This is a genomic window from Streptomyces sp. SKN60, assembly GCF_026236535.1.
In the GTDB taxonomy this organism is placed as follows: Bacteria; Actinomycetota; Actinomycetes; order Streptomycetales; family Streptomycetaceae; genus Streptomyces.
This window is the reverse complement of record NZ_JAHTMW010000028.1, coordinates 72874-95791: the sequence shown is the minus strand read 5'-3', so window position 1 is coordinate 95791 and position 22918 is coordinate 72874. Positions and strand designations below refer to the sequence as shown.

Here is a 22918-nt window from a genome sequence, read left to right as displayed (position 1 = left end):
AGTAGACCGGCAGGTCGAGGCCGGACGCGGCGAAGTCCGCGCGCAGGGCGTCGAGCAGGGTGCGGTTCTGGCCGTTGGGAGGGCCGCTCGCCGGCGAGCGCCGGGCCCCCCGCCCCCACCCCCGGCCCGGCGCCCGCGCCGGACGCGGCCCCCGACCCCACTGCAGCCGCCCCCGCCCCCGCAGGAGGCACCCCATGAGCCTGCACCGCCACAACCCCGCCGACCTCTCCCCGCCCACCGGCTTCAGCCACGCCGTCACCGCCACCGGCAGCCGGCTCGTCTTCCTGGCCGGGCAGACCAGTCTCGACCGGGACGGCAAGGTGACCGGCGGGACGCTGCCCGAGCAGTTCGAGACGGCGCTCACGAACCTCCTCGTGGCGCTGCGCCACGCCGGGGGCTCGCCCGCCGACCTCGCGCGGGTCACCGTGTACGCCACGGACGTCGCCGACTACCGCCACCACGCGCCCGAACTCGGCCGCATCTGGCACCGGTTGGCGGGCCGGGACTATCCGGCGATGGCCGTGATCGGTGTCGTACGGCTGTGGGACGATCAGGCCCTGGTGGAACTGGACGGCTTCGCGGTCGTGGACTGACCCGGCCGCGCACCGACGGCGAACAGGGGGCGAGCCGGCATGCCGGAGATCGAACTGACCGCGGGAACAGTGGAGTACGAGGACACCGGCGGCCCCGGACCCGTGGTCGTCCTCCTCCACGGACTGGTCCACGACGCCACCGTCTGGCGCGCGGTGACCGCCCGACTCGCCCCGGACCACCGGGTGATCGCGCCCACCCTCCCGTACGGCTCGCACCGCATCGCGCTGCGCCCCGACGTACCGCTCTCGCCCGACTCCGTGGTCGACCTGATCGCCGAACTCCTCGACCGGCTCGACCTGCACGACGTCACCCTCGTCGAGAGCGACTGCGGCCGGGCGCAGACCGTCGCCGTCCGCCGCCCCGAACGCCTCGCCCGCCTCGTCCTCATCTCCTGCGAGGCCTTCGACAACTACCCGCCCGGCGTGCCCGGCAAGCTGATCGCGCTCGCCTGCCGCGTCCCCGGCGGGGTCTCCCTCCTCGCCCGGGTCCTCGGCCTCAAGGCCCTGCGCCGCCTCCCCGTCGGCTTCGGCGCGCTCACCCGCCGCCCCGTCCCGGACGCGGTCGTCGACGGCTGGCTGCGCCCGCTGCGCACCGACCCGGCCGTCCGGCACGACTTCCGGCGCTACAACCTGGCCGTACGGAAGGACGAACTGCTGCGGGCGGCCGAGGGCCTGCGCTCCTTCGACCGCCCGGCGCTCGTGGTGTGGGCCGCCGACGACCTGATGATGCCGCCGGAACACGGACGCCGGCTCGCCGCGCTGCTGCCGCGCGGCCGGTACGTGGAGATCGCCGACGCCCGCACGCTGATCGCCGAGGACCAGCCGGAACGACTGGCGGCGGAACTGCGCGCGTTCGTCACGGAGCCGCCGGAGACGGCCTCTTGATCAGCGGGCCCGGCACGAGGCCGCTTGATCAACTGGTCGGCCCCGTGGTCGGGGCTTAGTGTCGAAAGGTGGACTGACCGGCCCACGGCTCCCTCCGGTGAGGGCGCGATGCGCCATGACTACCCCCAAGCCGAGCACCCCGCAGCAGACCGCGGTCCCGAAGAAGTCGGGAGACGACGGCAAGGGCATCGCCCTGTTCGTGATCGCCTCGTGTCAGCTGATGGTGGTGCTCGACATCACCATCGTGAACATCGCGCTCCCGCACATCCAGAGCGCGCTCGACTTCTCCACCACGAGCCTGTCGTGGGTGGTCAACGCCTACACCCTGACCTTCGGCGGCCTGCTGCTGCTCGGCGGCCGCGCCGGTGACATCCTCGGCCGCCGCCGGGTCTTCATCTTCGGCGTGCTGCTCTTCGGCCTGGCCTCGCTCCTCGGCGGATTCGCCCAGGAGTCCTGGCAGTTGCTCGCCGCCCGCGCGCTGCAGGGCGTCGGCGGCGCGATCGCGTCCCCGACCTCGTTGTCGCTGATCACGACCACCTTCGACGAGGGCCCCGAACGCAACAGGGCCTTCGGCGTGTTCGCGGGCGTCTCGGCCGGTGGTGGTGCGATCGGTCTGCTCGCCGGTGGCGTCCTGGTCGAGTGGCTCGACTGGCGCTGGGTGTTCTTCGTCAATGTGCCGATCGCGGTCCTCATCGCCTTCCTGACGCCCCGTCATGTGAAGGAGTCCGAACGCCACCCCGGCCACTTCGACATCCTGGGCGCGCTCACGTCGACACTCGGCATGGTGGCGCTGGTCTACGGCTTCATCCGCGCCGCGCAGGAGGGCTGGCGCGACCCGTACACGATCGCTTCCTTCGCCGCGGCCATCGTGCTCCTGGTCGGCTTCGTCTTCATCGAACGGCGGTCGCGGCAGCCGATCACTCCGCTGCACATGTTCGCGGACCGCAACCGGGCGGGCACGTACGGCATCATGCTCTGTCTCGCGGCGGCCATCTTCGGCATGTTCTTCTTCCTGACCCTCTTCGTGCAGCAGGTCCTGGACTTCAGCCCCTTGCAGGCCGGGCTCGCCTTCCTCCCGGTCAGCGCGGTGATCGCGGTCCTCGCCGGGGTCACCTCCCAGCTCCTGCCCCGGTTCGGGCCGAAGCCCTTCATGGTGATCGGCTCGATCTGCCTGGCCACGGGCCTGTCGTGGCTGACCCTGACCAATGTCGACTCCACCTACGCCGGCAGCATCCTCGGCCCGATGCTGATCCTCAGCGCGGGCATGGGCATGATGTTCGTGTCCCTGACCCTGATGGCCCTCTCGGGCGTCGCGCCGGCCGAGGCGGGCGCGGGCTCCGGCCTCCTCAACGCCACCCAGCAGGTCGGCGGCTCCCTCGGCCTCTCCATCCTGGTCACCGTCTTCGGCACCGCCAGCCGCAACGAGGCCGACGTCCAGGTCCCCGCCTTCCTCGCCCAGGCCGGCCCCCTGGAGAAGGCCCAGTTCGCCAAGACCGGCCAGCTCCCACCCCCCTTCGGCGACCAGGTCCTGACCAGCGGCGTCACCGCCGGCTTCATCGTCGCCGCGGCCTTCGCCATCCTCTCCGCGATCATCGCCGTCCTCGCCATCAAGGTCCGCCCCTCGGACATGGAACGCCTCAAGGGCGGCGCCGTGATGCCGGGCGGGTGAGGCGTAGATCACGGTTTGCCGGCGGCCCGCCCGAGACAGCGTGAGGACAGACGAAAGACGTCCGAACGACAGGTGGGGGCAGGCAAGTTGAGTGAGCAGCGACGCATCAGACGGATCTCCCTGACGGTGGCGGCGACGGCGGTCGCCGCCGCTGCCGTGTTCCTGACCGCCTCCGGCGACGGCCTCGCGCCGGGCCTGAGCGCGGCCGCGGCGACGGCCGAGCCGACCGAGGGGGACGTCGGCAGCGTGTCGGTCGGCGTGGACAGCGGCGGCACCGTGGGCGTGACCGAGGGCGGGACCGCGGACGGTGGAACCGCGGACGGTGGAACCACGGACGGCGGAACCACGGACGGCGGCACCGTCGGCGTCAGCGAGGGCTCGACCTCGGGGGAGACCACCGGCGGCGTCACCACCGGCGGCGTCACGACCGGCGGCGGAGACCCCACGGAGAGCCCCACGCCCACCCCGACGGACTCGGGGGAGCCCCCCACCAGCGGCATCCCGCGCACCGCGGCCGCCTGCTGGAACCCGAACGGCAAGCCGCTCACCGGCACCTTCGTCGCCCTGGTCCCGGCCGGCACCCTCCCCAACGGCAACAAGGCGACCCTGGTCGAACTCTCCTTCGCCCCGAAGACGGACCCGGCCACCGGTGTCCTCACCGACGACCGGATCCTCACCCGCTTCGCCCCGGCCGGCGGCGCCTGGACGGCCGCCGACCCGGTGCCCCTTGAGCTGGACACGAACGCCCTCAAGCCCTTCCGCCCGGTGGTCCCCGGCGCCACCCTCAAGATGCCCGAGATCCGCGTCACCGACGTGAACTGCTGGGACGCCACCGTCTCCGCCCTCGCCGGCACCCTCCGCTTCGGCGGCGACGGCGGCAACGGCGGCCCCGAGGTCAAGCTCCCGGTCACCTGGCAGCGCTCCTGACGCTTCTCGCACGGGCCCGGGGTGAGCGAGGCCGGCTCACCCTTCCGTAAGATCGCAGGCAAAAGAATGCGGCCCGACGGGCTTCCCCACGAGGACATGCCCCCACCCGCACGAGTCACTCGTGCCCTGGGGGAACCACCTCGTGTCCATGCTCCTGCTGAAATTGGCAGCGCAGGATCTGCTCACGCTCAACGCCCGGCGCCTGATGGTGCCGCATCTCGCCGCGCGATGGCAGCACTTCCGCAAGACCGACGCCTCGCTCACCGAGCGCTCCGCCTGGGCCGAGAGCCTGGTGAGCCTGGCGGGCGATCTGGTGGCAGCGGGGCGCGGGAACGTGCAGATGATTGTCGAGTGTGCCGCCACGATCGACGAACCTCTGGACAGTCCGCGCCTCATCGATGTCGTCCTCGTGGGCCGCCATCCTGAGCAGAACCGGCCGTCCGTACAGTTGGTCGAGCTGAAGCGCTGGTCGAGGGTCACCAGGGTGGAGCAGGCGACGGCCGACCTGGTGTACGTGGAGGGTATGGAGAAGGCAAAGGCCCATCCGGCTCTGCAACTGCGCGAGTATTACAACGCTTTCAGGAGCGCTCGCGGGCCGTTCCAGGGCCTCGCCTTCGAATGTGGCGGATTCGCCTACCTGCATAACGCCACGGATGAATCCGTGCGTCCGCTCCTCGATGTGGAGGCGCCGAACGGCGTGTACGGCCGCATCTACACGAGCGACCGGCGCGAGCAGCTCCTGTCCGACCTCCAGCGGAGTTTCGCCGCCGACGACGAGGGAGCGGCCTCGGTGGCCGAGGTCATGCTCCAGGGCATGGGGCTGCGCAACACACGCTTGCTGGACGCCATGATCTGGTCACGCGGAGCCGATACGGTCTTCACCCTGCGTGGAAGGCAGAAGGAGATCGCCGATCAGATCCTCGAAACGGCATCACGAGTTCTTCCGAATCCGCGCCGGCCTGAATTGATTCCGGACGAGCGTCGTGTGGTGTTCCTGGTGACCGGTGGCGCGGGCACGGGCAAGAGCGCCATCGGTCTGCAGATGAAGGCCGAACTGGAGGCCCAGGGCCGTACGGTGAAGTACGCCAGTGGCAGCAGGGCCTTCAACGGAGCGATGCAGGAGCACGTCGGCTACGGAGACAGTGAGTTCCGGGAGTCCTTCACATATTTCAGCAGTTTCGTCACTCCTCCTGATCCGCCCCTGGACGTCTTGATCTGCGACGAGGCACACCGTCTGCGAGACCGTTCGACGAGCCGGTTCTGGAAGCCCGAGCAGCAGGGCACGGGGCCACAGGTGGACGAGCTGCTCGCGGCGTCCCGCCTGACGGTGTTCTTCCTGGACGAGGCCCAGTCCGTGCGGCCGAACGAGGTGGGCACCGTGCAGCTCATCGAGGAGGCTGCCGGACGGAACGGCGCCCGGCTCGCCCGATTCGACCTGTGGGAGCAGTTCCGCTGCGGCGGCAGCGATGCCTACATCCGCTGGGTACGGGCAGTGCTCGGGGTCACCGACGAGACGCCCGATCCGTGGCGGGCCGACGGGCTGATGCACATCGAGGTCGCCGACACCCCGGAGGAGCTCGAACGCATCATCCGCACGCAAGCCCTGGCCGGCGCTTCCGCGCGCATGGTCGCAGGCTACTGCTGGCCGTGGACGAAGCCACAGGGCGATATGAAGAGATTGGAGGCCGACGTCCGCATCGGCGACTGGCACCGGCCGTGGAACGCGGACAGTGACACCTTCTGCGAGAACGACGCACCCCCGTCGAGGATCTGGTCTGTGAACGAGAACGGTCTCGACCAGATCGGCTGTGTGTACACGGCGCAGGGCCTCGAATGGGACTGGTGTGGCGTGATCATGGGCGAGGACATGGTGCGCCGTGGGGACAAATGGGTGTTCCGGCGAGGCAAGGATCGTCAAGACCCGGAGTGCGATGTCAAGCGTGTCGCCACACCCGGGTCGTTCGATCCGAAGGTGAAGGCCGGCAGCGTCGACGACGACGAATTCGCCCGACTCGTACGCCACGCCTACCACGTGCTGATGACCAGGGCCGGCCGTGCGACGGTGCTCTACTCCACGGATGAGGAGACCCGGACCTACCTCAAGCAAATGGTGGGCGAGGTGGAGATCCACAGTCTCCGCCCCATCTGGGAAAACCTTCCACAGGAAGCCCGCCGGCCGCCTCTGCCTCGGCAGCGAGGCCGGCACAAGCGCAAGAAGCGCAAGTCGGGTGTGGCCCATGAGGCCGAACTGAGGCTCTTCTGACCGAAGGCACACCGAAAGCGCCAGGAAAGGTGATGGCGGGCTCTCCGGGCCCGCCATCCGCCCGGGTCAGAAGACCAGGCGCGCTGCCGCCGTCAGGGCCGCCACCACGATATTGGCGACGACACCCACGGAGACGTCGAACAGGATCCTGCGGATCCTGCTGTGACGCGCAGGCTTGTACTCAACGGGGTTCATGAACACCACTCCTCAGTTCGACGTTGGAATGGCAGGGCCGCCCTTCCGGGCATCCGCACTCACCTCACGTACGAGACGCGAGGGAAACCACTCTTCAGCCGCGACCGAGAACCGGCATCTGAATGCCGCTGACATACCCTCCGGGAAGGTGCGCAGCACCAACGACATTAGTACACAACCGGGTTGGCGGTGAGCCAATAAAGCAGTGGCCGCCGCAACTACCTCGACTGGAACCTGACCGGCTCCGACAGCGCGGCACGTGCCCCCGCGAAGTCCGCCAGCCTCGCCGCGACCGTCGCCGTGGCAAGCCGCAAGGGCAGGGCGGTGGAGAACTTCAGACCTGCCACCGCCCGCTGATCGACGTCGGGAAGCACCAGGGCGGGACCGGATTCTGCGGCCCTGAATGCACTCCGCCACATGTCCTGCGTCAGGTCCTCCCGCAGCCGGACGCAGCAGTCGTCCGGGCGCTGCACGGGGTCGGCGATCGACCCCAGCGTCGCGCCGAGCGTCGCGTTGGCGCGGTAGCCCGCCCAGGTCCACCAGCGGACGTCGTTCCCGTGCCGTACCACGAGGGTGCCGCCGGGATGGACCGTGTGGGGGGCCTCCTCGGAGCGCCACTCCTGCAGGCACACCTCGGCCCTGCGGGTGAGCGCCACGGGCGGGTCTTCGCCCAAGAGGATCTCGCGCATCGCACGAGTAAGGGCGTACGAGAGGCCCGCGACCGATCCGCCCGACCACTTGGCGACTCCGCCGCTCTCGACAGGCTCGACGAAGGCCCTCTTGCGCCCCCAGTCGATGAACGTCACCTGCCAGCTACGGCCGGCCAGGAGCAGTCTGCGCGGCCCCGGACGCTCCTCGGTGAGAACGGTGGGGTCCATCCGGCCGATCTCGGTGCGTCCCGACAGAACCGTGAACTGCGGCGGCGCGGTGAAGGACGCCGTCAGTTCGATGAAGTGCCGTCGCCCGAAGCGGCGCTCGGCCTCCTGGCCGATGAACAGCATGCCGCCGTCTGAGTCCAGGAATCCTTCGTCCACGAGATGGCGCAGGACGGGAGCGGCGGAGCGATCGAAGGGGACGAGCCCGTTCCACTGGTCCGACCACAGCTGATCGCCCAGCTTGTGTTCCTGCAAAGTGACCGCGAGGAGCTGTTGGGCGACGAGATGACGTGGCTCCGGAGGCGCCACCACGGGTTCGACCCAGCCCCGGCCCCAGAGCAGGAGCAGTCCAGCGGCCTGCAGCAGCGCGTCCTTGTGGGTGGCCAGGAAGAGACAGTTTCGGGTTGATCCGGAACGCCGCCCGGTTCGGCCGATGCGCTGGAGGAAGGACGCGACGGCGGCGGGGGAGTCGATCTGGATGACCCGGTCCAGGTCGCCGACGTCGATGCCCAGTTCCAGGGTCGAGGTGGCGACGATGACGCAGTCGCGTGCCTCGGCGAAAGCTTGCTCGGACCGGGCCCGTTCGTCGGCCGAGAGTGAGGCGTGGGAAAGGAACACGGTGACGTCCCGTGCGCGGAGCGCCGCGCCCAGTTCCTCCACCTGACGCCTGGAGTCGCAGAAGACCAACCGCTTCTCGCCCCTGTGGAGGGCCGCGATGACCTTGGCGGCGTTGTCGAGGGAACCTACATAGTCGAGTTCCACGTCTCCTGGCGGCGGCGATGTGGTGGCGGCCGCGGACATGGCGACGGCACGGGACGCCGTGGCGGCAGGGGATGCGTCCGGGGCCACGACCCTGCCGGGACGCTCCCCGGCCTTCGCGCCCTGCAGCCATGTGAGGAGCTCCTCCGGATTGCCGACGGTCGCGGACAGCCCGATCCGCTGGATGGCACGCCCCGTCACCCGCTCCAGACGTTCGAGGACGGCCAGGAGGTGCCACCCGCGGTCGTCACCCGCGAAGGCGTGCACCTCGTCCACGACGACCGCCCTGACACCTCCCAGGAGGTGTGCGTGGTCGGTCTTCACGCCGATGAGCATGGCCTCCAGGGACTCCGGCGTGGTCAGCAGGATGTCGGGTCGCTCGGTACGGATACGGCGCCGCTGGGACTCCTTGGTGTCCCCGTGCCACAGGGCGGCGCTGCGCCCGAGCCACTGGGCGTAGCCGTCGATGCGCGTCACCAGGTTGTTGAGGAGCGCCTTGAGCGGGCAGAGGTAGAGGACCGAGGTGCCCGTCCAGCCTCCGGCGGTCATGGCCGAGAGGATCGGGAGGCAGGCAGCCTCGGTCTTCCCGCCGGCGGTGGGGGCCAGCAGCACCGCGTCCTCGCCGTCCATCACGGGATCGATGGCGGCGCGCTGCAGGGGCCGGAGGCCCGGCCAGCCGAGGGTGTTGACCACATGGTGCAGGACCACGGGGTCCAGCCGGTCGACGGGGTCCGCGGCGTGCGCCATCACAGCTCCAGGTCGATGCCGTCGGCGGAGGCCGCCGCAGCCAGATTCCGTTCCACGTCGGTCAGTTCGTTGCTGGTCACCGTCAGCCGGTAGTGCTGTCTCGGATCGAAGTCCTCGAACTGGTCGATACGGTCGAGGACGTCACCGACCAGCTTCTTCAGAAAGAGTCGGGGCGCCACCCCGACCTTCCCCCCGAGCGATCCCCCCACGGCACGGGCGAGATCGCCGATGTACGCGTCGTCGGCCAGCGTCTTGATGCGATCGGGGGCCGCAGCACCGGAGGCATAGAGATCGCGGATGTTCACACCGAGGGAGGTCAGCGATTCCTGGGTGAATCCGGTCAGACGCAGCTGCACCGCGCGCGGGTTGTCGAAGCGCGGATCGGTCGTGAAGTCCGTGGCCAGCCGCTGGGCGAGTGGCGCGAGCCGCTGCACGCCCTGCTGACCGTCGAAGAACGCCGGCGTTCCCGTGATGACGAGGTAGAGGCCGGGGAAGCGGCCCGAGTGGACCTCGTCGATGAGCTGGCGCAGGGCGTTCAGCGCCTTGTCGCGGGCGTCCGACCGCACCCGCTGCAAGGTCTCCACCTCGTCGAGAACGACGAAGAGCCCCCGGTGGCCGGAGTCCCGCAGTACGGTCAGCAGCCCCTGCAGGAAGCCCAGGGCGCCGAAGTGGTCGAGGTCCCCGCGTACGCCCGCGGAGCGCCGGGCCGCCGCGGCCACATGAGGCTGGCCGCCGAGCCAGGCCAGGACCGCCGCCGCCGTCGCCTCGTCGCCCTCCGCGAGTGCTGCGCGGTAACCGCGCAGCGCGGTGGCGAAGGACGGCGCGTGCCGCGAGACCTCCGTCAGCCGGGCGGTCAGCAGTTTCTCCACAGCGCCGTCCAGGTCCTGCTCGTCGGCGCCGTCGGCGAGAGCGTCCTCCTCCAGGGCGTAGAACCAGGCGTCCGCCACGGGACGCAGTGCGCTCGGCGGGAAGCTCGCCGTCGCCAGTCGCTCGGTGAGGCGCCGGTAGACGGTCTCCAGCTTGTGCAGGGGAGTCTCGGTCTCCGAGATCTGGATCTCGGAGACGGCGAAGCTCCGCTGCTTGGCACGCTCGCCGAGCCAGCGGGTGAAGAAGGTCTTGCCGGAGCCGTACTCGCCCCGCACGGCCTTGAAGACGGAGGCGCCGGAGGCGACCGCGTCGAGTTCCGCATCAAGGGCGGTCTCGAAGCGGTCGAGTCCGGTGGCCAGCAGATCCAGGCCGCTCTCGGGGACCGCCCCGCGCCGGAGGGCATCGAGGGCGGTGCGCCGGCGGGCGGCGGAGACGACGGTGGGACGAGGTGCGCTCACCCGCGCATTCTCCCATCCGCCTCGGATCGGGTGCCGGGCCGAGTCATCGCCGGCGCAGGCTGCCGTAGTCGAGGGTCGTCGTCAGGTGCGTGACGAATTCCGCGCTCTTCGCGGTCTTGTCCGGCCCCCACTGCCGCTCCTTCTGGAAGAGCTCGAACTGCTCGCGAAGCGATCCCCACAAAGACTCCAGCCGGGCGGGAGTGGGGAAGACCTCCTCCCGGGCGGCGTTCGCGAGCATGTCCGGCCGGTTGAACACCCGGCCGACCAGGTCGACGGCACCGAGCATGGCCAGATGGAAGTGGAGGTTGGTGTACTCGGAGCGGGTGACCGGCTCGGAGGCCGACTGAAGGAACTCGTCCACCTGGCGCTGAGCCCTGGCGAGCCACAGATACACCGGCAGCTCCGTCTTGTCGGAGAACACCCGCCGGTAGTCCGTGTCCGACTTCAGCAGACTGGACGGCCTGGCGCGTGCGTGGTCCGGCTGTCCAAGGGCCATAGCCATCACGGACTGGGCGAGAAGCGGGATGCTGACGATGCGGTCGGCGGGCTTGCCCTGGTTCCGGTAGAAGTTCTTGCGGCGGTCGTAGAACCAGTCGTGCTCGAGGAAGTAGGACTCGATCTGCCGCTGGATGTCGTCGGTGGCCCGGAGGGAGGCGACCGGCACGCTGGTCTGTCGGTTGGTGGCCCGGATGACGGCATCGCGTGCCGCCTGGTCGGCCGTGACCAGGATGCGCACCTGGACCAGTCGCTCGAAGACGGGGTCGGTCGGCTCGGTGGCGTACAGCTCGCGCAGGGTCTCGTGGAGCGTGTACGAGGTCTGGAGTCCGTTGACGATCTGCACGTCGGAGAGGCTGAGGCGCTTGCCGACCGACGTGGCCTGGGAGCACACGATCGTGATGCCGTTGTTGAGCCACCAGAACTCGGGCGCGTCCGCCTTCTGGAGCGACGTGGTGATCTCCCGGTTGACCTCCACGTTGCCCTGGTAGTCGCGGACGTTCCAGTCGAAGATGTGCGACTTGATCGTGCCGGTCTCGTCGCTGAGGAAGTCGATGTACTCGCCCAGGCCGACCAGCGCGATGTGGCTCGTGCCGTGCGTGATGCTTTCCCGGTACGGAAGTTCCAGGGTGTACGAGGGAAGGGTACTGGCCCGCTTCCACAGCTCGGCCGGGCCCAGGAACTCGACCTCGCCCGTGGAGATCGCGAACGCCTGGGTGAGCTGGGCCTCCAGGAGCTTCGCCTTCGTCTGCACCTTGACGTGGACCTCGGAGGCCTCACCGCGGGTCACGTACGAGAACTTGATCAGCATGGTCGGGTGGCGGTGCGCGAGACGCTTCAGAGCCTCCCGGAACAGCTTGAAGCGGCCCAGCAGGTCCTCGTTGTAGAGGATGGCCACGGCCTCCTCGTCGACCTCCATGTTGAGAAGGTCCTTGCAGGTGGCGGCCACGCGGTCCAGGGCCAGTTCGGAGAAGGCCGGGCTCGTCTTGGCCTGGACGAGCCACAGCGTCAGCTGCGTTCCCGCCTCGATCTGCGCGGCGGCCGACGACTGCTGGAGGATCTCGCTGTCCTCGTGCAGGAGCCGGCCGCCGAGGAACACGTACGCGCCGTCGACGCCACCGTCGTTGCCGCCACCGATGATGCCGGCCTCGATCTCCTCCTCCGACAGGCCGAAGCCGTGCAGAGCGTGCTCGCTCGCGAACCGCTCGAAGGCGGCGTCGAACGACAGCGGCACGGTGCGGGCGGTCCGCCACTCTTCGATCATCTGGTTGATCAGAACACGGTCGTTGGCGCTCATGGCTCCTGGCTCATCGTGCGAAGGTGCGGACGGGTGGGTAGTCAGTCGAGGTCGAACTGGACGCGCAGCAAGGGCAGATCGAGGCGGAGGGTCCTGCCGTCCGGCAAGGTCTCCAGGACTTGGACGCCGTCGTAGTTGAGAAGCTGACGCAGGATGGCGGCGAAGCCGTCGGCGCGCGTCGTCGGATACGACACGCGCTGGGCCAGGGCCGTCACCGGCAGGGTGCCGCCCGCGTCGATCAGGGCGAGAATCGCCTGCTTCAGCTTGCCCTCGGGAGGCTTGCGCGCGAGCAGCTCCTGCTGTCCTTTGAAGGTGTCCGAGGCGAAGAGCGCCGCGACGAGGGCGTCGTCGGGGCCCACCACGGCAGCGGTCACCAGCGCATCCTCGTGCTCCGCCGCAGGGACGAGTGCGACGTCGAACAGCGAATCGTGCGTACGGGCCAGCTGCTCCTGCTCCCTGGTGGGCTTCTGCTTGGCCGGTCGTTTCGCAGGCACGGTGGGCTTCGGTGTCGGGGCAGGCCGGGACGCCCGCTCCTTCAGATGCCACCAGATCGGCCGCTGGTCGCCCAGCTCCCGCCACGCCGGTGGCGGCGTGGCCCCGAACGGCAGAAACGCGAGGACCGGGATGGTGAACTCCGCGAGCGACGCGCCCCCGTGGTAGCCGGCCTTCCGGGCCGTGTACCGAGAATCGGCATCCCACAGAGCGACGATCGAGGCGCCGGGGTCGGGCGCGACGACCCGGCTCCCCCGCAGCTCGACCTCCGCCGGGACGGTGTCCCCGCCCGGAGCCCGATGGCGGGCGGAAAGCGGCGACCCGGCCTCGACCTTCACCCCGTGCCGGTCCACCACATGCCCGTGGTCGCTGGTGATGAGCACGGCCATGCCCTGTTCGGCCGCGACCCGCATCAGGTCCAGAAGGCCGGGGACCTGCACCGCCTGCCAGGACCCGTCGCCGAGCTTCTGCTCCTTCGCGAGTTTGTCGTCGATGGCGTTGAGGACCACCGCCACATGCGTACGCCCGTCCTCCAGCGCCTCGGTGAGGGCCGGCCCGAACGTCTCCCCGGCGCTCTCCGCCCGCAGGTCGTCCTTGTGGAAGACGGCGGCGGGTGCGCCGCCCCACAGCGGAAGCCGCGGGAACAGCTGAGCCTCGTCCTTCTGCGAGCCCTGCATGAGCCGGCCCGCGAAGAGCGAGGTCCGGGACACGGCCGTCAACGTCGGCAGCGCGGCTGCCATGGCACGGCGGCGCGGACTGCCGTTCTCCACCGGGTCGAACTCCGCCCAGGAGGCGCGCAGTTCCTCACCCAGCTCGGTGGCGATGGCGGCGCTCATGCCGTCGAGGACAAGGAGCAGCACCCGCCGGTCGCCGGGGCCCTGGACGACGGGCTTCACGACCCGCTCCAGGAAGTTCTCCACGACAAGACCCGTGCCGGGCCCGGTGACCCCGGCCGTCCAGGTGGACAGCGTGCGGGCGAAGTCGCGGTCGATCTCGCGGCGGCGCTGACGTACCCGGGCGGCGAGTGAGTCGTACGCGGCGGCGAGCGCCGGATCGGGGTCGCCGCCGGCCTCGATGTACTCCAGGGCGCGGTCGACCCAGCCGGTCTCCTGGACATGATGCTGTATCGCGTCGAACACCGGCCGGTTCGCGTCGATCGCTTCGGCGGCCAGCCACTGGACGAGCCGCTGACTCATTCTCGCCCGCTCGATCCGCGCCCGGTTCTCCGGGCCCTTCGCCCGCCGATGATCTTCGAGTGCGGCGACCGCGCGGGCCAGTGCTCCCGGCTCACGCGCGGCCAGCGCCCGGCCGACGGCCTTGAACCTGGCTTCCAGACCCACGGACAGGACGGGACTCGTCTGGGCCGCCGCCTCCGCCCCGAACTGGCGCACCAGACTCGAAGCCCGGTCCAGGGCGGTCTCACTGATCCTGCGTGCCTCACGGGTCTCGTCGGATCCGTCGCCGTCGCCATCGGCCCGGGCCGCTCTGGCCAGCAGACCCGTGACGTAGTCCTCCGCCGCCCGACCGAAGGCTGCCGCCAGCGTGTCGAACTCCTCGCCCTTGGCCGGGAGCCGCTCGCCGAACCAGCGCTCGGCCCGACCGCGGGCCGTGTACGTCGCCGCGTCCGGTTCGGCGTGACACCAGAGCGCGGAACACACGAGCCCGAAGGGGACGGCGTCCGGCCCGTGCTCCGCCTCGACCAGGGCCAGGACCGCCTGACCGGCGCGCCCTGCCTGGTCCGGTTCGCCGAGGAACGCCACAAGGCCGGAGCGCTCGGGGCCGCGCAGCTCCAAGAACCGCTCGGGGCCGGTCGGCGTCAGAGACCAGCCGAGCAGCGCGTGGATGTCCAGGCTGTCGGTCGCGGTGGTGTGGTCGCGGCGGCCGGGTTCGTGTTCGTCCTGGTACGGGCCGAGCCGCAGGCGCCGCAGCGCGAGTTCGGTCAGGGCACGGGCCCGGGAGAGCAATCCGCCACCGAGGCGGGGCCAGCCGGCCGGCGGTGCCGCGTCCAGGAGTGCCTCCGCGGCCCAGTTGTCCTCCTTGAGCCGCGGGTCGATCTGCTGCGTGCCGAAGGCGTCCTGGACCACGTCCCAGCTGTCGACCGCGTCGATGCGCTGCTTGTGGGCGCGGGCGAGGATCGCCGGGTCGAGCTCGTTCTGCTCCCGGTCCGTGAGGACGACGAGGACGGCCGGTCCCGGCGCCCGCTCGGCGAGATGGTCGAGCACCAGCTCGTGCACGGCGAGCGGGGACGGCGCCGCCACGACGCGCGCGGACTGCCCTTCACCCCAGGCGAGCTCGGCGGGCCCCTCCCACTGCGGAGTGGAGCGCAGCAGGACGACTCGGCGCCTGCCCCGCCCTGCGAGTGAGTCGGCCAGGGACGACTGGGCGGACAGGTACTGGGTGATCGTCGCGAGGTTCAGCCGTACCGCGACCGTGCCGGTGGCGACCGTACTCATGACTCGACGACCCGCCAGGTGATCTCGATGGTGGCGCCGGGCTCCTGGGCGACCAGTTCGGCGAGCTCGGCCTGGAGCTCCGCGACGGCGCGCACGGCCATGGTCCGGCCGCCGCCGGACCGGCGCACCCGACCGCCCGTGCCGGTGCCGCCGCCGGTGGGACCGGTCTTCGGCTCGCTCTCCTCGGGGACCGGAGGATGGCTGGTCGGCGTGTCCAGGGCCACGTCGCTGGGCCGCGGCGCCGGGGGAGCGGGAGCGGGCGGCGGAGTGGTCGCGGCCCGGTTCCGCTTCACCAGCGCCAGGACGTCACGCTGTGCGCTCGCCAGGGCGTCCTTCAGGTCGTTGGTCCGCTGGTCGCTGCGCGCGGCGTTACGGAGGGACTCCAGGAGCGCCTCGCCCTCGGGCCCCTCGGAGGAGGCAAGGTCGAGCGTGGTCCAGGAGGCCGAGTCCAGCGCCCGGGCCACCGCACCGGCCTGCTTGACGGACGTCCCGAAACGATCGGGGCTCACGGGACCGAAGTCGAAGGCGGCGAGCGCCTCGACCGTCTTCCTGGCACCTGCGGCACCCTGACCGGCCGAGCTGGTGAGCACGTCGAGCAGCTCCACGGCCCGGCGCGCGATGGCGAGCCGCCCCGTCTCGACGGTCTCGTCCAGCTGGAGGAACCCGGCGTGCCGCTCCAGCTCCGCCACCAGCTGGCGGGCCTCCTCGCGGTACTTGCCGGCCTCGGTCGCGATCTGCCGGGCCAGCTGGTTCACCATGCGCCCACGGCGCAGCGTCGGCGCGGGCTCCCCGAAGACGGTGGCGAACCGCTGCCGGGCGCTGTCCCAGTCCTCCTCGGAGGGCAGCGGCTGGCTGCGCAGGGAGTCCTGGTCCTTGATCTCGTGGAGGCCCGGCGTGGGGTCGAGCGGCATGCCCGAGCGCACCCACACCCGGTCGTCCATCTCGGCGAACGAGGCCACGACGAGCCGGCTGAGGAAGGCCGGCAGCCCGCGCGGAGTCGGCCGGTCCGTCCAGTCGGTCAGCGTGATCAGGCTGAGATCGCCGGTCACGCCCTGCTCGCGGGCCAGCTGCTGGAAGTGGTCGGCCCAGTAACGGGAGAGCTCGAAGTACGCCTCCTTCTGCTGGCCGAGCCGCAGCGGGCCGGCGACCCTGCGCATCAGGTTCCGGTCGGCGGCAGGGATCTCGGCCCGCCCGTCACGGGCCTCGGCCGCCGCCTGGACGTGGCCGAAGACCTTCTTGGCGTCGGCCTGCCGGACGGCCGTACCGGTGCCGTCGGGGTCGAGGTCCGGGTGCTCCGGGTACTGGCTCGCGAGCAGCTTGCCGGCGATGTGCCGGATGCCGTCGCGCATCGACTGGCCGAAGGAGAGCGTCAGCCCGTCGACCGGACGCAGCGACTGCAGATGGTCGGCAAAGCCGAGCTCGACGTCGGTGGCCTTCTTCTCGGCGAGCCCGTAGGCCTGCTTGAAGGCCGCCTTGACGTTCTTGAGCAGGGACTCCCGCTGGGTCTCCAGGAGCCCCTTGGCCCGGGACCGGTTGTCGGGGCTCAGATGTCCCGCGTACTGCCCGTCGAAGCGCTGCTCGTCCGCGAGCGCCTTGTCGATGACGACGAGGCGGCGGAAGTCCGCGTACCGCTGGTTGGAGAGATGGGTCGGCAGCCAGGCGACCGTACGGGACGGCTCGCCCTGCTTCTCGCGCAGCCGCCGCATGCGGTCGGCGTCCTCGACCGGCCCGTACTCGCCCTCGTCGAAGGGCAGGTCGATCACGAGCCGCCAGCGCCCGTCCATCTGGGGCATCAGGTCGTGATCGGGCAGCTCGTCCTCGTCCACGACATTGCCGAAGATCACCTCGACGCTGCGCTCGGTACCACGCCAGACCAGGTTCAGGTCGTCGATCAACTGTCCCTGGGTGATGCCGAGTTCCTCGCCGAGGAGCCGCTTGGCGAGCGCGTTGCGGTTGCCGGGGTTGTCGTTGATCTGCGCGTTGGCGATGACCGAGTCCACGTCGACGCCGGACAGTTCGAGACGGACTCCGGGATTGGCCTCGGTGCCGGTCTCCTTGATCTCCGGGAAACGGCCGGCCCACTCCGAGATCTTGTTCTTCAGGATGCCGTACTCGCGGCCGGGGATCGGGGCGACGACGGAGCCGTAGTTGAGGGCGGAGAGGCGGCGGATGGTGAGCTCGGCCAGGGCGGGGACGCTCGGCGCGAGAGCGGAGAGCAGTAGCGTGCCGACGATGCGGTTGTCGCCGACGAACAGCTTGATCCGGCCGCGCAGTGCCGGGTCGGTGATGTCGTCGGGGCGGTTGGTGTACTTCTCGATGTCCTCCTCCGACACGTTGTGCGTCAGGAGGAGGTAGGGGCGCAGTTTGGTCTTGTACAGCTTGTCCGCCGCCTCGAAGACGACCTTCAGGCTGTCGGTGAACGGCTTGTCGCCGCCCGCGGTGATCAGGGGATAGAGGTCGCCGACCGGGATCAGGTCGCCGAGCCGCAGCTCGTTGCGATGGTTGGCGAGCAGCTGGCCCATCAGCTTCATACCGGTGCGGTTGCGCTGGAGAGCCGAGGACACATGCACGAGGGTGTCCATGAAGGCCGGCGAGAAGGGGTACGTGAGCCGGAAGCTCTCTTCGTCCGCGCCGACGCCGTCCGCACCCCGGTCCGAGCCGAGCAGGGTGTCCCAGACCTCCTGGCGGACCTTGCGTGTCTTGTCGAACTCCGTCTTGATGAGCGCCGCGGCGTCCGCGTCCTTCGGCTGCAGGAGGCGTGCGTGGGCGACCTGGGGGAGGTTGCGGTCCTCCAGGGTGATCTTGTCGAAACGACCCGAGGCCAGGTTGAGCGTGTCCTGGATGGAGGACTCGGCCGCTCCCGACACCTCCTCGCCGACGAGCTCGCGCAGGTCGCGCTGGCGGGCGATGAAAGAGACCACCGGAACGGCGCGGCGGGCGTCGCCGCCCTCGACGAAGTTCGTGATCTTGCTGGCCTCGCGGGCCACGAACTTCTGGTCGTGGATCAGCGTCGCCAGCCACAGGATCAGCTCGTCGAGGAACAGGATCAGACCGTCGTAGCCGAGACTCTTCGCGTGTTCGGCGATCACGGACAGACCGGCGTCGAGCGAGATGAACCCGTGCTCGTCCTCGGCCGCGTTCTTGGTGAAACCGGGCAGCAGGTTGGTGCTCGCGTCGAGCACGAGGCGCGCCCGCAGCTCGGAGGGCGCGGAGGGCCGGACCAGGTTGAGGGCTTGGCCGCCCTCGTGAACCTCTTCCGCGGTGAGGGCGGTGTCGAGCAGCCCCGGCGTCCACGCCCAGGCGAGCGACTCGCCCCACTCGTCCTCTTCCTCGCCGTCCGCGTCGTCGGTCCCGTCCGCCGAAGTGAGACCGGCGATGACGGCCTGATCGCCCATGCTCGCCCGCATCGACCGGATGTTGTCGAAGAGGGCGTCGGTCCGGTACACCTGCGGCGTCGGCGCCTCCGGGTGCAGCTTTTTGACGTGGTTCACGTACCCACCGAGAACGCGCTGCTCCAGGGCCTTCGCCCCGAGCATGTGGTACGGCACGAGCAGGAACTTCTTCCCGTCCGTGCCGAGCCACTCGTGCTTCGTCAGTATCGGGTCGAAGTCGTCGCGCGCACGGGCCGCGGGGCTGCCGCTGAGCAGCGCGTGGAGCACCGCCATGAAGTGCGACTTACCGGAACCGAACGAACCGTGGAGATAGGCGGCCTTGGACGTGGCCCCGTCGAGCGCCGACTTGATCAGACCGAGCGCCTCGTCGAAGTTCTCCAGCAGCCGCTCCGTGACCACGTAGTCCCGGAGCGCACGTTCCGCCCCCTCGGGGGTCGTCGCCTCCGAGAGCTGGAGCACGAAGTCCGAGGTGGAGACTTTTTCCTTGATGTCGATGACATCGCGGAGCAGGGGCGGCTGCTGGGCCATGGACGGTCTCACTCTCGACGGGCGGGCGCTGCCGACGGTGCTGGATGTGATGGTTGAAGCTCGTCCGATCGTATGGCGTCGGTCTGACAACGGTTGACCGTTTTCGGACAGCGGTGGTCGGACGCCGGTCGGAGGGCGTTCGGGAGGGAACGGGGCTCGCCCCTCGCGACCTACGCCGGAGGGATCAGGGACCGCAGCTTCTCCCGCGTCTCCTGGTCCGTCGAGTAGACGATCGTGCCGATCATGCCCCGGGTCAGCAGCACCTTGTACGTGTTCCGGACCAGCCGGTCGATCTGGTCGTCCGGCGTCGCCTTGGTGAACGACGGGTCCTTGGACGCCGTACGGTCCACCACCCAGCGGTCCGTACGCCACAGCAGGTCCGGCCCGAGGATCACGCCGGACCAGTCGTACTCGAAGCCCTGCGCCGTGTACACACAGCCCACCTGACCGAAACCGGCCTTGTCGGTCGCCCACAGCGGCGCCGGCGGCGCCCCGAGCACCGACCGGTCCCCGTACACGTTCCACGGCCGGGCCCAGTCCCCGATGACGACGTCGGCGGGCAGCGCCTGCATGCTGGGGGTGATCTTCGTCGTCCACTTCCAGCAGTAGCCGGCGGACATGCGGGCGCCGTAGCCCTCGTCGCGGCGCGCGACGAGGAAGTCTTCGAGCTCCTGAGGGCTGTCGGCGACCCGGAGGTCCACCTTGCCGTCCGGCTCCCAGACCGTCGGCGTTCCGCCCTCCAGACCGAGCAGGTCGGCGACCCACTGCACATACGCGTCGCTGCCCCCGCAGCGGAACTGGCTGTCCAGGTCCACAACCGTGCAGTCGAGCCCGTGAGCGGCGGCAGCCTCCCGGATCTGCTCCTCGGTCCCCATCTCACCCGGCCGCACCACCTGGTGCTGGTCGAGCAGGAACACCGGCACCCGGGCCGCATCGATCAGCTCGGACACCTGCGGCCGGCCGGTGCGCAGAGCGGCCTTCGTGTAGCGGTTGGCGGAGGTGATGCGGAGCCGGTGCGCCTCGTCGCAGATCAGCACGTCGAGATCGTTCGGCTCGGCCTCCATGAAACTGTTGAAGTACTTGAACAGCTTCTGCACCTCGGGCTTCCGCGCCCCCGCGACCTTCCGCATCGTCTTGGTGAACGACTGCGACCCGGTCGCGTGCAGGGCGGGCACACCGCGGCGGTACAGCTCCCCGAGCAACTGCATCGCGATCACGCTCTTGCCGGACCCGGGGCCACCGGTCACCACGATGACCTGCTTGTGGTTCGCGCCCTTCGCCTTCCGTACGGCGGACATCACGAGCTCGTACGCGAGCCGCTGCTCGTCGAGCAGCACGAACTGCTCCCGGTCCCGCACCTCCGCCGCCGCGACGCTCATCAGCTGCTTGGACGGGCGGACCTTGCCCTGCAGGAGTACGTCGGCGGCCTCAGCGCCCGGCTTGGGCGCGAGACGCGAACGCAGGAAGTCGAGGAACGCGCCGCGCTGCTCGCCGGTGTACATGCGGCCGTGGAGGGTCTCGGGGACGGCTCGCAGCGAGGCGACGCCGAACTCCGTGGCGTTGTGCAGGTAGGCCACACCCGCGACGGACTCGGGCGTCCGCTCCACCGCGGCGTTGAAGGACAGCAGATACTCGCAGTAGCCCCGGACCTGCTCGATCGGGTTCAGCACGGGGTGCGTGTAGGCGTCGATCCGGCAGAGGAGCGGGTCCTCCTCCTCGGGATACGCCTCGCTCCACTGCTTGAGCTCCACGACGACGTACGATGGCTCGCCGGTGGTCGGGTGGACACCGGCCAGTATCGCGTCCGCGCGCTTGCTGGTGAGGGGGAGCCCGTACTCGACCATCACCTCGACCTCACCGAGTCCGGCCTCGACCAGGGCATTCGCGAGTGCGGGGAGGCTGCGCTCCCAGGAGCGGACCTCGGAGCTGCCGGGCTGGTGGCTGTGCTTGTGCCGGAAGTTCTCGATCAGGAGCAGCGCCAGCGACCCTTCGAGGGTGCGCGCGGCAACGGACGCCGCAGACTCACGGAACAGCAAGAAAAGCCCCCAGGCAGCACAAAAACGCTCGTGCGGGTGGGGGCGTGTCCTCTGAGTCCGCGAAGCGGAACGGAAGCCCGGCGGGCCGCTGAGATGATTTCGGTCATCTTAAGACAGCGTGTGCATCATGTGGAGGGCGCAGGTCCGGACTCCGTCAGGTCAGGGCACTGACGGTGGCCCGTCGCCGAGACTGCGGCGGCGCCGACTGCGCGCGTTGGCCTCGGCGACGAGCGCACTCAGCAGCTCCGCGCCGGTGAGGGGGTGCAGGTGAGTGGGTTCCACGTCCCACTCACGACCACCGCCGAGGGGACGGAGCTGGAGGTATGGGCCTTCGGCGCCCATGACGCGGCCCACGTGGTTGCGGGCGGTGTCGAGGACGATGGCGCCGAGGGGTGGGGTGGCGGGGTTGTCGCTGGTCAAGTGGCCAGCCCGTTCATGATCACGGTGGCGAGCGCGTGGGCGACGGGCGCGGAACAGATCCCGAGGTGGACGAGGGCGTACGAGGCTTCGGCCTCGCGGTCGTCCAGCCATGGAGTACGGATGTCCATGGCGGGGAGCTGGATGCCGGCCCGGCTGAGGGCGGTGGCGAGGGCATCACGGGCGTCCAGTGCCTCCTGGATCTTCGGGGTAGGGGCGGTCTTCGGAGGATTGGCCGGATTGTGTGTGGCGGGGGTCATGGGGGCTCGCTCCTCGTGAGGTGGTTGCGCTGATTCGCGGACCCGCTGACGTGCGGTGAATTACGCTGCGTAGTCCGGGTGTGACGAGGATGTGCCCGGAGGCGGGCGGGCGCGATGTGGACGGGGGAGTGATTCCCCTCCGCGCGACGCCGGTTCCACACCTTCCACACCCCGTCCCGCACCTGCCGCCCTTGTGAGCGACTCTGAGGGGAGCGCCATGCCGCAGCGACGAGTGATCAGCGGCCGGAGTCAAGAGCCACGGCAACGGTTCGCCGAGGAGCTGCGAAGACTGCGGGCGGAGCGGAGGCTGAGCCTGCGGCAGCTCGGGGAACGGGTGGGCTGGGACTGGTCCTTGTTCGGGAAGATGGAGAAGGGCGAGACGCTCAGCAGCCCGGAGGTCGTCCAGGCGTTGGACACGTTTTATGGGACGCCGGGGTTACTGCTGACGCTGTGGGAGCTGGCGACGGGGGACAAGTCGCAGTTCAAGGAGCGGTACCGGAAGTACATGAAGCTGGAGTCCGAGGCGGTGAGCCTGTGGCACTTCGCGGTGAGTGTGCTGCCGGGGTTGTTACAGACGCCGGGGTATGCGAGAGAGCTGCTGTCGCTGGGCGGGTTGAAGGGCAAGGAGCTGGAGCAGCAGGTCGAGGCGCGGATGGGCCGGAAGGCGCTGCTGGAGGGGGAGGACGCGCCGCCCTTCCGGACGATCCTGTCGGAGGTGGCCTTGCGGACGGCGTTGCGGGACGCGGCGGCGTGGCGGGAGCAGCTTGAGTACCTGGTCGAGATGGCCGAGCGGCCGAACGTGACCCTCCAAGTGCTGCCGCAGGATGCGGGACTGCACGGATTGTCGAGCACGGACGTTTGGTTCCTGCGCCTGCCCGGCTGGCAAACCGTGGCATATACGGAGCACGGATACGGCGGCGAGCTCTTCGAGGAGAACGCTGTCGTCGAGCGTATGCAGCGTGCGTACGATGCGATGCGTGACCTGGCGCTTTCGCCGTCTGAGTCGCGGAAATTGATCCTGTGCATGTTGGAGGAGCTGCCGTGCGATCCATCGACCTGAGCGCTGCGACCTGGCGCAAGAGCAGTCACAGCAACCAGGACGGCGGCGCGTGCGTCGAGGTTTCGGACGACTTTGTCTCCGTCGTCCCCGTGCGGGACAGCAAGACCCCGCGCGGCCCGGTGCTTACGTTCCCGGCAGGCGGCTGGTCCGCCTTCGTCACGGCGGTCAAGGGCGGACAGCTCAACGGCTGACCAGACACCAACGGCCCCCGCGAACCTTCCGGATCGCGGGGGCCGTCGGCGCACTTGGG

Annotated in this window: 17 protein-coding genes; 7 read left to right on the top strand and 10 right to left on the bottom strand. The window is 69.9% G+C overall.

The annotated features are described in order from the left end of the window. On the bottom strand, positions 1 to 196 hold a 196-nt coding region (locus KV205_RS32700), incomplete at its 3' end, for a hypothetical protein (RefSeq protein WP_265868483.1). On the opposite strand from KV205_RS32700, the gene KV205_RS32695 reads away from it, so the two are divergent. The 5 genes from KV205_RS32695 to KV205_RS32675 all read left to right on the top strand — a co-directional run bounded on the left by KV205_RS32695 (position 195) and on the right by KV205_RS32675 (position 6337). Next, a complete protein-coding gene (locus KV205_RS32695) occupies positions 195 to 593 on the top strand; it encodes a RidA family protein (protein ID WP_265868474.1) in 399 nt (132 codons plus the stop codon). The two genes, KV205_RS32700 and KV205_RS32695, sit on opposite strands and share 2 nt — an antisense overlap. A 39-nt stretch (positions 594 to 632) precedes the next feature. Continuing rightward, the gene (locus tag KV205_RS32690; RefSeq protein ID WP_265868473.1) at positions 633 to 1478 is read left to right on the top strand and encodes an alpha/beta fold hydrolase; all 846 of its coding nucleotides are present in this window, start codon (positions 633 to 635) and stop codon (positions 1476 to 1478) included. A gap of 115 nt (positions 1479 to 1593) precedes the next feature. Beyond that, on the top strand, positions 1594 to 3147 hold the full coding sequence (locus tag KV205_RS32685) for an MFS transporter (protein WP_265868472.1): 1554 nt from the start codon (positions 1594 to 1596) through the stop codon (positions 3145 to 3147). A gap of 87 nt (positions 3148 to 3234) precedes the next feature. Further along, complete coding sequence (locus tag KV205_RS32680; protein WP_265868471.1) at positions 3235 to 4074, top strand: hypothetical protein; 840 nt, start codon at positions 3235 to 3237, stop codon at positions 4072 to 4074. Positions 4075 to 4222: 148 nt separating this feature from the next. Further along, positions 4223 to 6337, top strand: a complete 2115-nt coding sequence (locus KV205_RS32675) for a DUF2075 domain-containing protein (RefSeq protein WP_265868481.1) — start codon at positions 4223 to 4225, stop codon at positions 6335 to 6337. A 66-nt stretch (positions 6338 to 6403) separates the two neighbouring features. On the opposite strand, the gene KV205_RS32670 is transcribed toward KV205_RS32675, so the two are convergent. The 9 genes from KV205_RS32670 to KV205_RS32630 form a co-directional block, all read right to left on the bottom strand. After that, positions 6404 to 6532, bottom strand: coding sequence for a DUF6408 family protein (locus KV205_RS32670; RefSeq protein WP_265868470.1), 129 nt, complete (start codon positions 6530 to 6532; stop codon positions 6404 to 6406). A gap of 218 nt (positions 6533 to 6750) precedes the next feature. Continuing rightward, the gene (locus KV205_RS32665) at positions 6751 to 8913 is read right to left on the bottom strand and encodes a DEAD/DEAH box helicase (protein WP_265868469.1); all 2163 of its coding nucleotides are present in this window, start codon (positions 8911 to 8913) and stop codon (positions 6751 to 6753) included. Beyond that, complete coding sequence (gene brxD / locus KV205_RS32660) at positions 8913 to 10238, bottom strand: BREX system ATP-binding protein BrxD (protein ID WP_265868468.1); 1326 nt, start codon at positions 10236 to 10238, stop codon at positions 8913 to 8915. The genes KV205_RS32665 and brxD overlap by 1 nt, the downstream gene beginning before the upstream one ends. Positions 10239 to 10281: 43 nt before the next feature. Beyond that, positions 10282 to 12030: an AIPR family protein gene (locus KV205_RS32655; protein ID WP_265868467.1), complete on the bottom strand. Its 1749-nt coding sequence runs from the start codon at positions 12028 to 12030 to the stop codon at positions 10282 to 10284. A 41-nt stretch (positions 12031 to 12071) separates the two neighbouring features. Continuing rightward, positions 12072 to 14975 (bottom strand): BREX-2 system phosphatase PglZ, encoded by a 2904-nt coding sequence (gene pglZ / locus KV205_RS32650; protein ID WP_265868466.1) that lies wholly within the window; start codon positions 14973 to 14975, stop codon positions 12072 to 12074. Further along, the gene (locus tag KV205_RS32645; protein ID WP_265868465.1) at positions 14972 to 18895 is read right to left on the bottom strand and encodes a DUF6079 family protein; all 3924 of its coding nucleotides are present in this window, start codon (positions 18893 to 18895) and stop codon (positions 14972 to 14974) included. Before KV205_RS32645 ends, pglZ begins: the two co-directional genes overlap by 4 nt. A 170-nt stretch (positions 18896 to 19065) precedes the next feature. Beyond that, entirely contained in the window at positions 19066 to 20931 is a 1866-nt protein-coding gene (locus KV205_RS32640) for a DUF2075 domain-containing protein (protein ID WP_265868463.1), read from the bottom strand. A 159-nt stretch (positions 20932 to 21090) separates the two neighbouring features. Continuing rightward, complete coding sequence (locus tag KV205_RS32635) at positions 21091 to 21273, bottom strand: hypothetical protein (RefSeq protein WP_265868480.1); 183 nt, start codon at positions 21271 to 21273, stop codon at positions 21091 to 21093. Between the two features lie 74 nt (positions 21274 to 21347). Beyond that, positions 21348 to 21608 (bottom strand): hypothetical protein, encoded by a 261-nt coding sequence (locus KV205_RS32630; protein ID WP_265868461.1) that lies wholly within the window; start codon positions 21606 to 21608, stop codon positions 21348 to 21350. Between the two features lie 217 nt (positions 21609 to 21825). On the opposite strand from KV205_RS32630, the gene KV205_RS32625 reads away from it, so the two are divergent. Both KV205_RS32625 and KV205_RS32620 read left to right on the top strand, forming a co-directional pair. Continuing rightward, a complete protein-coding gene (locus KV205_RS32625) occupies positions 21826 to 22668 on the top strand; it encodes a DUF5753 domain-containing protein (protein WP_265868460.1) in 843 nt (280 codons plus the stop codon). Next, positions 22650 to 22859 (top strand): DUF397 domain-containing protein, encoded by a 210-nt coding sequence (locus KV205_RS32620; protein ID WP_265868459.1) that lies wholly within the window; start codon positions 22650 to 22652, stop codon positions 22857 to 22859. The genes KV205_RS32625 and KV205_RS32620 overlap by 19 nt, the downstream gene beginning before the upstream one ends. Positions 22860 to 22918 lie beyond the last annotated feature (59 nt).